Here is a 14,555-nt window from a genome sequence, read left to right on the forward strand (position 1 = left end):
TGTTTTGGCCAGACTTTGGGTAGGTTTCACTCATTTTTTAATTAATTTTCGCTCATTTTTTGATGAAGACATCACTCACTGCGCCATAATATCCATGATTGGTGACACGCTATTTTTAGCTTAACGATCTGCTCTGGTGTGTCACGAGTACTTGTAATGCTTTTCTATCTCCCTTAATCGTAATAATATGAACTCTATCAGAGAACAGAGTGGCTTATATGTTTCATTTAAGAGCGCTTTTCGGTAAGATAAGCGCATACCTTTATTTCACTTCTAGCCGAGTACAGCTTTGCTGCTTTGCTTTAACGATTAAACCTAACGCTTTTAATACAAGTATTTGAGAAACCTTTATGGCCCTGTACCCCTACACCCTACAACCTGTCGCCTTAAACCTGACCGAGGCTGAATTTCACCAAGCACAGTATGAACTGTTTGCCAGTGCCAGCCCATCATTTGGTCTATCCAGCTTCAAGACCAAAGAATGGATTATTATGGCGGTGGTTGTGATACTGGCAATTGCAGGGCTGGTCTTTGTCACCGGCTACTCGACCATTATTTTTTGGTTGATGCTGGTAGCAGTGGTGGTTTATCTACTGGTTCGTACCCTTGGCTTTAAATGGTATGTCAAAAGAGAGTTTGAAAAACAAGTCGCTGAACAAGAAATGCCCGATGAGATGCGTCAAATGAAGCTTGGGGTGCAAAAGCATGGTTTGGTCATGGCCATGCCGGTCAATCAGCCAGATATGTTTAATAGCAATCAGATGCGCGGGATGCAAATGCGCGCGGGTCAAACCCAGCAAGCAGTGATTCCTTGGAGCGCGGTCAAAAGTTGGGATGAGACGGACGATTATATTTTTATGATGTTTGAAATGAAGGGTCAACAAGGCAGTCAAATCATCCCTAAACGCTTAAAAGCGCAAAAATTCCCTATCGATACGGTACGCCAACATCTAGAAGAAGTCATTGCGGTAAAAGGTCTGAACCCTGAAAACTTACAACCTCCCGCATAAACCTTATAACGTAGATATGGATAGTATCAATAAATGAGTAGCATCGATGAATTAGTAGTTTCAATAAATCAATCATAAAATTACATTTATTGAATTTAACTTATCACTGCTACTTTGCTATTATAATAAGCATCAACAGACAAAATATTGAATACTAAAAAATATTAAGCTCTAAATATGAGATTCATCTACTGAAATAAGAACAAAGCATATTTAGATTCAACCTTTTTTAGTATTGTTGATTCAATTTAAAAGAGGGTCAAGGCAGCCGAGTGCAGAGGTATATGTCATACTTCAATCGAGGTTGACACTGTACTCTTTTATCGTGGATTGACTATATATGATAGAGTCAATGAACACTCACACTATAAGGATAATATTATGAGTAATACTAACAATGTGACCAACCAAATCGGTCTAGAAAAAGCAGACATGAGCGAAGTAATTGAGAAGTTAAATAGCCTGTTATCAAGCTACCATATGTTTTATATCAACGTTCGTGGCTATCATTGGAACGTTAAAGGCGAGCACTTCTTTACTTTGCATCCACAGTTTGAAGAGCTATATACTGCCCTACAAATACAAATTGATGAAATCGCTGAACGTATTTTAACCTTAGGCGGCACACCACTACACGCCTATAGCGACTTTGCTCAGCATACAAGCATTGAAGAAGATAAAAACGTTAAAGATGGCACCACTTGCGTCAAAGGTGTGGTAACTGGCCTACAGGTACTTATCCAAGAACAGCGCCAAGTGTCGGCACTAGCAAGCGATGCCGATGACCAAGGTTCAGCGGATCTCGTTGATGCTTACGTGCAAGAGCAAGAAAAGCTGGTTTGGATGTACAACGCTTTTTTAGGCTAACAATTTCTGTTTAAAACAATATATAGTTAAATACTTTAAAAACGCTACGATACTGCGGGTATAGTTTTTTTGCAGCCTCTGTCTGCGTAGGCACAGCAAGCAAGAAAAAACGGTACCTGCAGTACGTGATGTAGCGATATTACTTCTCACTGACTATAGAAAAAATAAATTTTGAGTAATAAAAAAGCACCTAAATTAGGTGCTTTTTTATTTTGCTAATACGTTACTAATGCCTATTTATTTTTGAATCCACTGACGCATTTTCTCACGCTCAGCAGGTGTTGCTTGTAGCCAAAGTTGCATAAATTGATCTAAGGTATTGGTAGATGAAGCAACGCTTGTCGTTTGCTTAACCGCAGTGACTGTACCGGTATCAACGTTACTTTGAGTGCTTGCTTCTGGCTTATCTAGTGCCGCAATAGCACGCTGGTTTTGTAGCTCAGCATCACCGCCACCAAATGCCCCACCTAGTGCTTTGCCTAGCCCTGAGAATAAACCGCCATCGCTACCCCCAACACTTTCTTGGCTGGCAATAACGGTATTGTTCTGTTGTACCGCGAGTGTTGGACGCTCAGCATATTCTTTGGCTGCTGCGTACTCTTCTGGTTGGTTTGGCATGGTTAAGCGATAGGTTTGATTGTCTACCATTTCAGCGGCGACGCTGATATTCCCTGAGCGCAAATAGTCGTGATCATCGCGGCGCAATTTATATAGACGATCATACTTAGCGGTAATCACATGTTTGCCAGGCTGTAATGTGAAACTTTTGGTTAAAGGCTGAAAGAGGCTTTGCGTAAGCTCTTGACCATTGATTGCGGTGACTTTGATATGGTCATCAACCAATAAAGTCACCGCTGCTTGTGACAACGTAGAAACGGCGCCCGCACCAATGAGCAAAGCGCTGATAGACAATTTTTTTAGCAAAGAAGCATTCAATTTCATAAGTGGTTCCATTAATAGTAAAAACGTTTCGGATAGAGATATTCGTGTGCTTAATGCTAAAAATCAAGCGGCATTGTATGATGGGTATGCTGATCTTGATCAGCAGCATCGTTGTCTACTTGCGTCTCTTGGGCAATATCAGCCAGCTCTGCGGCGAGTGTCTGCTCATCAATCGTACGCAAAGCATCGCTTATCACTGCTTTAGATATATTACTACGGCCAAGGTTTGAAAACATCGGTTGAATGTAATTGAGCACTTCCATCATCGCACCGATACGATGCGGCCCTTCAGTGAGTAAATAACTGATAATACGTTCATCAAACTGCCAACCACGTCTGCGTAATATGGACTGCAATAAGGCTTGACGATCTGCCAAATCGTGACCTGTAGGCACTTTAAACGAAGGCGCTTGTGCCAAACGTGTCAGCAAGTCTCTCAACTGAAACGGCAGTTCGGATGCAGGCTTATTGGCAGCAAATAATAGCTGGCGCTGGCCTTCACGGCTGCGATTGATCAGATGAAATAATGCTTCTTGCCATTGGCTGTTTTGCTCGATCACTTCTAAGTCATCAATAGCAATCAATGAGAAATTCTCTAAAGAAGAAAGCACATTGACATCGGTATGAATCAGCTCATTCAGTGACAAACAAATCGCCGACTTGTCCATCTCGATAAACGACTCACAAATAGCGGATAATAAGTGCGACTTGCCTGTAGCAGGACTGCCAAATAGGTACAGCTGACCAATCAGGCCGACATGTAGCTGCCGCACTGCATCAATAATAGACATCCAACCTGGACCGGCAAAGTCACTGAGACTTGCATCGTGCTTAATATCCAGATTGAGACTTAGCTGTGCTTCTGCCATGAATCATCAACTCGTTTTGCATGGGGTAATAAGTAGGGTAATAAAAAGTGCCATAAAAAAGGATAAACGACTAATATTTTTAAACCGGCTTTGGCAAAACTCGCTTTTATCAAAGCCAACCTAGTAACGGCAAATACCGTTATTACTGCGCCTATATATAACATATTTGCAAAATGACTGACAAGTCTTTTACCCATTAAGCCCAATCAATTATCATTTATCAACAGTGCCTTGCACCGTAAAACAGCCTTCCCACCTAATACATTTCTATCCTTGGGTAATATAACCTCATTATTGTTTATCAAATAAAGCAAACTGTTTCCGGCCTTTATAAAAATCCGTGGATTGGTAATAAGCATACAGGTGACGGAATAAAACGTTGATGACAGCAGACACAGGCAGCGCAATAAGCATACCGACGAAACCTAGCAAACTTGCCCCTGCCAACACCGCAAAGATGACCCATAACGGCGACAGTCCAATCTTATCACCTAATAGTAAAGGTTGTAGGATATAGCCTTCTGCGGCTTGACCAACCAAAAACGCGCCAACAATCAATGATAAATGTGTCCAGTCTAAGCCAAATTGGAATAGGCAAGCAGTAATCGCCGCAATAAAGCCGATACCGAAGCCCAAATATGGGACGAAGCTGGCAATACCAGCCACCATGCCAATGATAAGCCCAAGCTCAAGTCCGATAAGCTGGAGCTGCACGGCATAAATGGCACCCAATAATACCATCACTAATAGCTGACCTTTAATAAATGCCATCAATGCACGATCGCATTCTTGAGCGATGGCCACTACTTTTTCACAATAAGGCTCTGGTATCGCTACCTTCCATGTTTGTAGGCGTTGATCCCAGTTAAACAAGAAATAAAAGGTCAAAATAGGAACCAATACAATGAGTCCAGCATTGTTGATGAAATTCATACTCGAGACAAGTATTTGACTCATCATCGTGCTGGCATCGGCAAACTTATAATTCGCCTGCATATAGTCGACTAAGCTCTCAGAAAACCCTTTGGCTTTTAGTTCAGGTAGACGAATGCGACTGTTGTTGGTGAACCATTCTCGCACGACTTGATTATACCAATTTAAAACCTTGGGCAAATAATCCCATGCAGCTTGCAGCTGATGCCACAGCGTCGGTACTAGCCACCAAAGTAGCAGCACCATCCCCAAAGTAATCGTCGAGTAGACGATAATAATCGCCATCCAGCGTTTGATATATTTAGACAGACGCTTTACCAGTGGATTAAATAAATACGCCAGCACAAAAGCAAAGACAAACGGCACAATGACCGGCATCATTAAATACAACAAGAACACCGCCACAATGATAGTAACGACAATAAATAAACGCCGAAAAAAAGGATCTATTGGTTGTTTCATCATGACAAGTAATCCTTGGTTAGGCTGATTTAAAATAGTGGTGCGCTTAGTCCATGTTGTAACATGCGTTAAGCAGTAAGCTTATAACAGCGAACAGTTATTGACAATAAATTTAGCGTTCTATTATTGCAGAGTAAAATAAAAAAGCCGTCATTTTTTGTTTCTTAATTTTTTATTGACCCTTTATCATCAGCCTACATTAAATATCAGCCAATTATCGAGCAAATAACAGCAAGTTGCTTTGCGAGTGTGGGGCATTTTTGGGTATAATGCGCGCACAATCTACGAAATTCACACGACCGATTCGCTTTTCTACTGACTGACCTTCATTCCTATAAAATTTGTGAGATGACCATGAGTAATAAGCCTTCTTTAAGCTACAAAGATGCAGGCGTTGATATTGATGCTGGCGATGCGTTGGTTCAACGTATCAAATCCGTGGCAAAAGCCACTTCACGCTCTGAAGTTGTGGGTGGACTTGGCGGTTTTGGGGCGCTTTGTCGTATTCCGACTGGTTACACCTCACCCTTATTAGTTTCGGGTACTGACGGCGTAGGCACCAAGCTTAAACTGGCCTTGCAACTGAATCGCCATGACACCATCGGTATCGATTTGGTTGCCATGTGCGTCAACGATTTATTGGTCTGCGGTGCAGAACCTTTATTTTTCTTAGATTACTATGCAACAGGCAAGCTTGATGTTGATGTGGCGGCCACGGTCGTTACTGGTATTGGCGAAGGCTGTAAGCTATCAAATTGCGCACTGATCGGTGGCGAAACGGCTGAGATGCCCGGTATGTATCAAGATGACGATTATGACTTGGCTGGGTTCTGCGTAGGCGTCGTTGAAGAGAGCGAGGTAATCACTGGTGAAAATGTCGCAGAAGGCGATGTATTGATTGCCCTAGCTTCCAGTGGTGCGCATTCTAACGGTTATTCATTGGTTCGTAAAGTCATTGAAGTCAGCGGCATTGATGTCACTACCAGCAATGAGCAATTAGACGGTCAACCTATTCAAGATGCCCTAATGGCACCGACACGTATCTATGTTAAAGCCATCAAAGCACTACAAGACGCCCTCGGTAGCTCAGCTCTACATGCGATGTCACATATCACTGGTGGCGGCTTAACGGATAACTTACCGCGTGTATTACCAGATAATCTAGCGGCGAGTATCGATGCCAATAGCTGGCAGTTCTCAGAGCTATTTACGTGGTTACAAACCCAAGGTAATATTGAGCAAAGCGAGATGTACCGTACCTTTAACTGCGGCGTTGGTTTTGTCATCGTGGTTCCTAAAGATAAAGCCGAAACGGCTATAAAAATCTTAAATGATGCAGGCGAAAATGCGTGGCAAATGGGTGAAATGGTCAGCCGCGAAGCGGACGCCGTGGTGTACCGTTAATGTCAGAAATGTCAGATGTATTACCAATATCCGTTGATACTGTCTCAGTTGAACCTATCAGCCAAGCCCGTAAGCCATTGCGCATTGCTGTCTTGGTATCTGGTAGTGGTAGTAACCTGCAAGTATTGATCGATGCGATGCAAGCAGGCGCGCTACCGATTGAGATTGTCGGTATCATTAGTAACCGTGAAGATGCCTATGCGATTAAACGCGCTGAGCAAGCAAATATCCCTGTTGCCCTGCTCTCACATACCGATAGCGGCAAACGTATGGGGATTAAAACTTTTGAGAGCCACGCTAATGAGCAGTTAAAATCATGGCAACCTGACTTGATTGCCTTGGCCGGATTTATGCGGGTATTGAGCGGATCATTTATCAATAATGCACCAGCACCGATGATCAATCTGCATCCGTCGCTGCTACCTGCTTATAAAGGGCTTAATACGCACCAGCGTGCCATACAAGCGGGCGAGCGTCATCATGGTTGTAGTATTCATGTGGTCACCGCTGAGCTCGATGCTGGCGCAGTTTTAACCCAAGCTGTATTAACGGTTGGCGTTAAAGATACAGTGGATGGCTTACAATCACGCGTACAAAAGCTCGAACACCAACTGCTACCTTGGACGATATTACTGATTGCTAAAGGTGTTATCAGTTTGAACGATGGCATTAATAATAAATCCAGCCATTTACCAGCCTTACCTTTAAAGCTATGGCTAAATAATTAAGTTTTAAACATAACTATTTCACCCATAACTTTCCGTTTGATAAAAAAGCAGAACCATAACTGGTTCTGCTTTTTTATGCGCTCAAATAACGTGATTGATAATTTATAGCACTGATGATTCATAGCAAAAAAAATATCCCGCTACTGAGTAACGGGATATTTAAAATTAAGCTGTTAAAATAATTTAAAACTAAGCAGGTTTTTTGCCAACCACATGTACTGCTTTGATATTTACAAACTCTTTTATACCGAAGCCACCATGTTCACGGCCGTAACCTGAGTCTTTAACACCGCCAAACGGTAAACCTGGATTGACCAAATCATAGCCATTGATATAAACCATACCGGTATCGAAGTGCTGCTGAGCCAGTTTAATGGCTTTCTCTTCATCTTTTGAGAAGATAGCACCACCTAGCCCATAACGACTGTCGTTGGCAATTCTGAACGCATCATCTTGGTCTTTGGCGCGAATAAGCGAGGCAACTGGACCGAATAGCTCGTCTTTATAAGCAGGCTGTTCTGGAGTGATATTCTCCAAAATAGTCGGTGGATAAAAAGCACCAGGCTTATCAGAAACCTCCCCGCCTAAAGTAATCGTTGCGCCTTTATCCACACTTTCTTGAACTTGTTTATTCAAATCATCACGCTGCTTGATACTTGACATGGGACCGACGTCAGTAGAGTCGTCCATTGGGTCGCCTACTTTGTAGTTATTGAATTTTTCAATAACGAGATCGCGGAATTTGTCATAAACACTATCGACGACGACAAACCGTTTGGCGGCGATACAAGTTTCACCATTATTGTATAAGCGTGCATGGGCACAGGTTGCCGCTGCCAAGTCTAAGTCGGCGTCTTCTAATACGATAAACGCATCGTTAGAACCAAGTTCCATGACGGTCTTTTTCAACGCTTTAGCCGCCTGTTGAGCTACAACGCGACCCGCCACATCACTACCGGTTAGTGTGACGCCGCGTACTTTTTCATGTTCAATCACTTTTTCAGATTGGTCATGACTGATAATTAATGCGCGGAACAAATCATTTGGTAGGTCAGACTCATGCATGATTTTTTCAATCAATAAGCCTGAACCTGTCACGTTAGAGGCGTGCTTAAGCAAAATACTGTTACCTGCCATTAAATTGGCAATGGTATAGCGAAATACCTGGTAAGCGGGGAAGTTCCATGGTTGGATACCATAGATAATACCGATAGGATCGTAACTGATAAGACCTTGCTTAATACCCTCGATATCGCGTTCATCACTCGCCAGAGCAGCAGCGCCTTCACTGGCAGTGAAATCGCAAATACCTTTACATAAATCAACTTCACCTAAGCTGGCCGCTAACGTTTTACCACGCTCTTCGGTCATCAGTTTTGCCAATTCATCTTTATACTTTATCAGTGTGTCGCCAATAGAAGTAATCACTTTAGCACGCTCTTCAGGGCTTACTAAACGCCATTCTGAAAATGCCTTGTGAGACGCATCAATGATTTTATTGACTTCATCATTGCTCATATAGCGATAGTCTTTAATGTCTTTACCCGTCGCTGGGTTTACAGTGGTAATATCTGCCATGATAATTATCCTTGTTTATTTATTATTGATTTATTGAATGAAAATTGCTGTTAAGGTAATAGCTATCTAGAGAGCCGCTGATTATTAATGGACAGCTAATTATTAATGGACAGCTATATTGAGATTTATACGAATAATTTAAAAGTATTGAAAATGATAATAGTGACGTATAACTTAACAATGCTTATTTCAGTTGTTTTTTTTCTTAACGTTCAATTATCATAACAAAATGCCCAGCCGATAGTTTTTACAAGTTATAAAGAAGTGTGCTTAAGATGTTAAGAATGTGACACCCTTATAAATAAACCATTCACAAAAATTAGAATAGTAGGGAAAACGAGTGTAAGTACTACGCCTTGTAGACTATAGTTAAAAAATACTTCAAAAACACTACGATACTGCGGGTATGGTTTTTTTGTAGCCTCTGTCTGCGTAGGCACAGCAAGCAAGAAAAAACGGTACCTGCAGTACGTGATGTATCGATTTTACGTTTCACTGACTATAAACGAGTTTGAAGTCGCTAATCGTACTTTCTAGGTTTGGCATAAAGATGAAATTCATTTCAAAATCAAACAAATAAAAAACCAGCGCAGCGGCTGGTTTAGTGGGTATTAAATAAAATATACATTAAAACAGTTAAAACAAGTGATTAATAATCGGAATCTCTTGCGGTGGATTCTCTTCTTCATCGACGATTTGACGGGCCACATGCATGATAAGTTGACGCAACCAACGATGGGCTGGATGATGCTGCAATAAAGGCGACCACGCCATCGTCAACTCAAACTCAGGGATAAAGAAAGGTGGCTCTTCCATAATAATGCTGTCGTTATTGGCTTGCATTTTTGCCACACGGGTCGGCAATGTTGCAACCAAATCTTTATTAGCAGCGAGCATCGCAGGCATTTGATAATGACGGGTAAAAACACTAATTTGACGCTTTTGACCTAAGCGCTGCAGGGCTTGATCGATAGAACCTAAGCCGCCAGATTTTTCTGGATTGACCCCAAATCCCACGCCCATACCTGTTTTAGAGACCCAAACGTGTTGCGCTTTTAGATAGTTTTTTAGATTAAAACGATTGGCATAAGGGCTTTCAGAAGACAATAAACAACTAAACGTATCGCGCCATACCAACACCTGATGGAAGCTTTGCGGGATTTCATTAAAACGATTAATCGCCAAATCTACTCGCCCCTGTTCCATATCGCGATAGGAAACGTCAGATGGCGTCAAGAAATCTAAAATAACGTTCGGCGCCTCTGATCTTAGCGCTTTTACCAGCTTTGGTACTAAGGTCGCTTCAGCATAATCTGAGGTCATGATACGAAAAACGCGCGAAGTGCTATAAGGACGAAATTCAGTGCGCGGCTCTAATACTTGGGTCAAATCCGCCAATATTTCGCGGATTCGTGGCTGCAACTCTAAAGCACGTTCAGTCGGCGTCATACCCTCAGATGAACGCACCAACAACGGATCATTAAACAACTTACGCAAACGGCGCAAAATATTGCTCATAGCAGGCTGAGTGATTCCAAGCTGCTCAGCTGCACGTGTTACGTTTTTCTCTCTTAATAACACATCTAAATGTACTAGTAGGTTTAGATCTACACGTTGCAAATTCATATCAACATCTCTTTAAGCCTCTTTTTAGAATACTTTCTAATTTCAGGCAAATTTATAATTTCAGGCGACTCTTAAGTACGCGACCGAATAAAGCAAAAACACTAGGCTGACCAACGGACCTTACTTTACAGTCAGTTTTTAGCTTTTAGAACGTTTCCATACAATAGTTATTGATTAAATCATATAAATGGATTTGTTACATTTAATAAGGATTAAATATTAATTAACCTTTGTTTATAACCTCTACAACCCACCTCAAACCCTTGCTGTTACTATACTATAATTAATAGAAATACCAAAGATAACTATCATAAATTAGATAAATTAAGGTAACCTAGCTATAGTGACTGGCAAGCGCTCGTCAGTCGTTGCTTAATATAAGACTATTATCATCAGTTTGACTGGCTTGGCATTGTATCTATTTTATCGCATTTTTATGCTGAAATAGAAATATAAACCCTATTACTGAACTTTGCGCAAATTTAACTTAGGGCTCTTATTTCTCTTTGAGCTTGAATTAATCACTAGCATTGTTTAGGGTAATAAGCGCTTTAATAGGCCAACAAATCCTAAAAAAGAACCAATTACCCCCAAAACGACAGATCAAATGATAAAAGCTGACCAAATCGACAGGTTTTTATTGCTTTTATGACGATTTTCTTATAGTTTAGTAAGGATTGCTCACGCAAGAGGCTTTTATCTCAAATTTTCACCTCTGCCAGCATCTTTATATATACGGAAATTATTTAAATTACTTTAATTTACTAATTTATTCATCACCAATGGAGAAGTTTAGATGTCAACTTATAAATCAGCGATCGATTTAGTACGTGAACTAAAGCAAAAACACGGTAACTGGGAAAATATCAGTGAAACCGATGCGGCACGTATGATGTTACAAAACCGTTTTAAAACAGGTTTAGATATCGCTAAGTATACTGCAAAAATCATGCGTCAAGACATGGAAGATTATGATAACGATACCTCTCAGTACACCCAGTCTTTAGGTGCCTGGCATGGCTTTATCGCTCAGCAAACCATGTATGCTAAGAAAAAATACTTTGGCACTACCTCTAAAACTTACATCTACCTATCTGGTTGGATGGTAGCAGCGCTACGTTCTGAGTTCGGTCCTTTACCTGACCAATCTATGCACGAAAAAACCTCAGTTGCGAGTTTGGTTGAAGAGATCTACACCTTCTTACGTCAAGCGGATGCTAAAGTATTAAACGACTACTTCCGTGAGCTAAATGCAGCTGAAGAAGCGGGTCAAGATACGAAAGCTATTCTAGAAAAAATCGAAAACTTTGATTCACATGTTGTGCCAATCATTGCTGATATCGATGCTGGTTTTGGTAACGAAGAAGCGACGTATCTATTGGCCAAACAGATCATCGAAGCGGGTGCTTGTGCCCTACAAATCGAAAACCAAGTATCTGATGCTAAACAGTGTGGTCACCAAGCTGGTAAAGTTACAGTACCACATGAAGACTACATCGCAAAAATCAACGCACTGCGTTATGCATTCTTAGAGCTAGGTGTTGAAGACGGCGTTATCGTTGCCCGTACTGACTCTGAAGGCGCATCACTAACGCAAAAAATTCCAGTATCAAATGAGCCTGGCGATCTTGCTTCTAAATATATCGATTTCATCGAAATGGAAGAAGTCTCTCTAGAAGATGCTAACGAAAACGATAGCCTACTCAAGCATGACGGCAAACTGGTACGTCCAGTTCGTATGCCAAACGGCTTGTACAGCTTCCGTGAAGACACCAACGTCGACCGTGTGGTACTTGACTGTGTAACCGCGCTAGAAAACGGTGCAGATCTATTATGGATCGAAACACCTACGCCAAACGTTGAACACATCAAAATGATGGTTGATCGCATTAAAGAGCAACAGCCAAAAGCCAAGCTTGTTTATAACAACAGCCCATCATTTAACTGGACGCTAAACTTCCGTAAGCAAATTATCGCTGAGTGGGAAGAAGCAGGTAAAGACATCTCTAAATACAATAAAGATGACTTGATGAGTGCTGATTACGACGGTACTGAGCTTGATACAGCAGCTGATGAAGCAGCTAAGAACTTCCAAAAAGACGCATCACGTGAAGCAGGTGTATTCCATCACTTAATCACCCTACCGACTTACCACACTACAGCGCTTAGCGTGCATGAGCTTGCTAAAGGCTACTTTGGTGAAGACGGTATGCTTGCTTATGCAGCTGGTGTCCAACGTAAAGAAATCCGTGAAGGCATCGACTGTGTTAAGCACCAAGCAATGGCTGGTTCTGACCTTGGCGATGATCACAAAGAAATCTTCTCTGGTGACAACGCACTGAAAGCGGGCGGCGGCAAGAACACAATGAACCAGTTCTAATAACCGACCACTTATAAGTACATTTTATAAGAATAAGCTATAAAAAAAGCCGCTCTACATCATGTAGGGCGGCTTTTTTATGGGCTTGTATTTTGGCACTAATAAGACCAGTTTATTAATTCTAATCAGGGCGTTTATTATCAGTGCGTTTATTATCAGTGCTGTCAATATTGGCGCTGTCGGTGTTATTAGTAGTCTTATACCATTCACAAAAATTAGAGTGACAAGGAAAATGAGTGAAAGTACTACGCCTTGTAGACTAAACGAGTTTGACACAGCTAATCTTACTTTTTGGGTTTGGTATTACTAATCTCTGCCCGACTGTTCTCTATATCTGTTGAATATTGATGTGTTTGCTTTTTGTCCATCCGCTCACCCTTCATGTTTTTTAGACGCGGCTCATTTTTAAGTCGTTTACGATAAAGCATTTTTATCAGCCTATAAATCAGATAAAAAACCCCACCAAGCACGAGCAGCCACCACAGTTGTATCAGGCCAAGTGTAAACGATCTCAGTATCCCCCAGCCTTCTCGAAATGCCTCGCTCACCTGAGCGCCAAAACTTGGACGCTCAGCCGCTAGCAGCACGTCTAGATTTTTTGTGATTTCTTTATAGCTAACATCTGGCTGCTTAAAAGTGAGGCTAATACTGCTGTATTTAACTTTATCAGCGATGGCTAGCTGCTCAAGCTTAGCCAGCTCTTGCTGACGACGCGCAGCATACGTGGCGCTGATAGCATCGACATTGCTGGTCTGCTCTTTGTCATTCTTACTGTTTAAACGCTCCGCGCTAAGCTCGCTTGCCATATCACTACTCAGCTGACTGGCCAGCTGTTCACGGTAAATATCGAGAGTCACGTCTTGCGCACTAAACTGCTGCTCATTTAAAAATGCCACTTGCTGCTGTACTTGGTCTAAGAACTTATTGACATTGACACGAGGTATGCGAACCGTCATGTCCGCTTGGCGAGTATAAGTGGTGATGGTAATGTTTTTATCACCTTGCACAAAGGTGCGTCTATCATCCGGATAATTATTAATATGGCTGAGCGCGACATAGCCACCTTGTTGCCGCGTCAAGCTCTCAATGGCATTGCTACTCTTGACCACATCTTTGACTTTGAAGTTGGCACTGGCAGTTATCAAGAGCTTTTTACCAGCGATTTGAATATCTGCTGTCTGACTGCCTAGCGTTTGCTCGCTACCGTTCGATAGGTTTTGCACCTGTAAATCATCAGTTGCCACATCGGACACCATGCCGACCATTTCACTTTCTGTCGCTGCTGCAACTTCTTCAGTGACCACTTCTGTCATATCAGCACGACTCTCTGCATATTCAGGAGCCTTATCACAGCCACTTATCAGTAATACAGATCCTAGCATTACTGGCAAAAAAGCAGCGGGTAGAAACAAATCTTGTGAATAAGCTTTTGATAATACACTTTTAGTGGTTAATCTTGAATAAGTCTTAGGAGTGTCAGACTTGTTTTGATTGCCTTGCGTCATTATTTTATAATCCGGAGTTTTATGAGATATGGTAGAGGTATTAGATAAAAACATTTTTATTTTCATTATAAAACCATTATTCCTTGACCTACTTTTGTTTAATAATTAGCTTTGATTATAATGATTCCTCATTGAAAGTACATCTCTAATATCAGCTCAACTTATTCATAAAAAACTTTCGCTTGTCATTAATGGTTCGCTCTCATACGATGGTAGATATCTAAACATTTATTTTTATAAAAATAATAAGG

At 41.5% G+C, this 14,555-nt stretch carries 11 protein-coding genes; 5 read left to right on the plus strand and 6 right to left on the minus strand.

Going from position 1 to position 14,555, the window contains the following annotated elements; genetic code table 11:
• Positions 1-350 precede the first annotated feature (350 nt).
• Together ACT3TU_RS03580 and ACT3TU_RS03585 are read left to right on the plus strand one after the other, a co-directional pair.
• Positions 351-1,010: a YcxB family protein gene (locus tag ACT3TU_RS03580; protein WP_192522866.1), complete on the plus strand. Its 660-nt coding sequence runs from the start codon at positions 351-353 to the stop codon at positions 1,008-1,010.
• 381 nt (positions 1,011-1,391) lie between these two features.
• Positions 1,392-1,877, plus strand: a complete 486-nt coding sequence (locus ACT3TU_RS03585; RefSeq protein ID WP_192528979.1) for a Dps family protein — start codon at positions 1,392-1,394, stop codon at positions 1,875-1,877.
• A 237-nt stretch (positions 1,878-2,114) separates the two neighbouring features.
• Here the strand turns inward: ACT3TU_RS03585 and ACT3TU_RS03590 are convergent, their stop codons facing one another.
• The 3 genes from ACT3TU_RS03590 to ACT3TU_RS03600 form a co-directional block, all read right to left on the minus strand.
• The gene (locus ACT3TU_RS03590) at positions 2,115-2,819 is read right to left on the minus strand and encodes a DUF2057 family protein (protein ID WP_192528980.1); all 705 of its coding nucleotides are present in this window, start codon (positions 2,817-2,819) and stop codon (positions 2,115-2,117) included.
• Between the two features lie 56 nt (positions 2,820-2,875).
• Positions 2,876-3,688 (minus strand): DnaA regulatory inactivator Hda, encoded by an 813-nt coding sequence (gene hda / locus ACT3TU_RS03595; RefSeq protein WP_192522863.1) that lies wholly within the window; start codon positions 3,686-3,688, stop codon positions 2,876-2,878.
• Between the two features lie 291 nt (positions 3,689-3,979).
• Positions 3,980-5,086, minus strand: coding sequence for an AI-2E family transporter (locus ACT3TU_RS03600; RefSeq protein ID WP_192522862.1), 1,107 nt, complete (start codon positions 5,084-5,086; stop codon positions 3,980-3,982).
• A gap of 351 nt (positions 5,087-5,437) precedes the next feature.
• Here ACT3TU_RS03600 and purM point away from each other — a divergent pair, with 351 nt between their 5' ends.
• Entirely contained in the window at positions 5,438-6,487 is a 1,050-nt protein-coding gene (purM, locus tag ACT3TU_RS03605; RefSeq protein WP_192522861.1) for a phosphoribosylformylglycinamidine cyclo-ligase, read from the plus strand.
• Between the two features lie 8 nt (positions 6,488-6,495).
• Positions 6,496-7,215: a phosphoribosylglycinamide formyltransferase gene (gene purN / locus ACT3TU_RS03610; RefSeq protein WP_192528994.1), complete on the plus strand. Its 720-nt coding sequence runs from the start codon at positions 6,496-6,498 to the stop codon at positions 7,213-7,215.
• Between the two features lie 189 nt (positions 7,216-7,404).
• On the opposite strand, the gene ACT3TU_RS03615 is transcribed toward purN, so the two are convergent.
• On the minus strand, positions 7,405-8,793 hold the full coding sequence (locus ACT3TU_RS03615) for an NAD-dependent succinate-semialdehyde dehydrogenase (RefSeq protein WP_192528981.1): 1,389 nt from the start codon (positions 8,791-8,793) through the stop codon (positions 7,405-7,407).
• A 636-nt stretch (positions 8,794-9,429) separates the two neighbouring features.
• Positions 9,430-10,419 (minus strand): LysR family transcriptional regulator, encoded by a 990-nt coding sequence (locus ACT3TU_RS03620; RefSeq protein WP_192522858.1) that lies wholly within the window; start codon positions 10,417-10,419, stop codon positions 9,430-9,432.
• Between the two features lie 796 nt (positions 10,420-11,215).
• Here ACT3TU_RS03620 and ACT3TU_RS03625 point away from each other — a divergent pair.
• On the plus strand, positions 11,216-12,799 hold the full coding sequence (locus tag ACT3TU_RS03625; RefSeq protein ID WP_192528982.1) for an isocitrate lyase: 1,584 nt from the start codon (positions 11,216-11,218) through the stop codon (positions 12,797-12,799).
• A 284-nt stretch (positions 12,800-13,083) separates the two neighbouring features.
• Here the strand turns inward: ACT3TU_RS03625 and ACT3TU_RS03630 are convergent, their stop codons facing one another.
• A complete protein-coding gene (locus tag ACT3TU_RS03630) occupies positions 13,084-14,358 on the minus strand; it encodes a DUF4349 domain-containing protein (RefSeq protein ID WP_192528983.1) in 1,275 nt (424 codons plus the stop codon).
• Between the last annotated feature and the right edge of the window lie 197 nt (positions 14,359-14,555).

It is taken from the genome of Psychrobacter sp. AOP3-A1-26 (assembly GCF_052378235.1).
In the GTDB taxonomy this organism is placed as follows: domain Bacteria; phylum Pseudomonadota; class Gammaproteobacteria; order Pseudomonadales; family Moraxellaceae; genus Psychrobacter.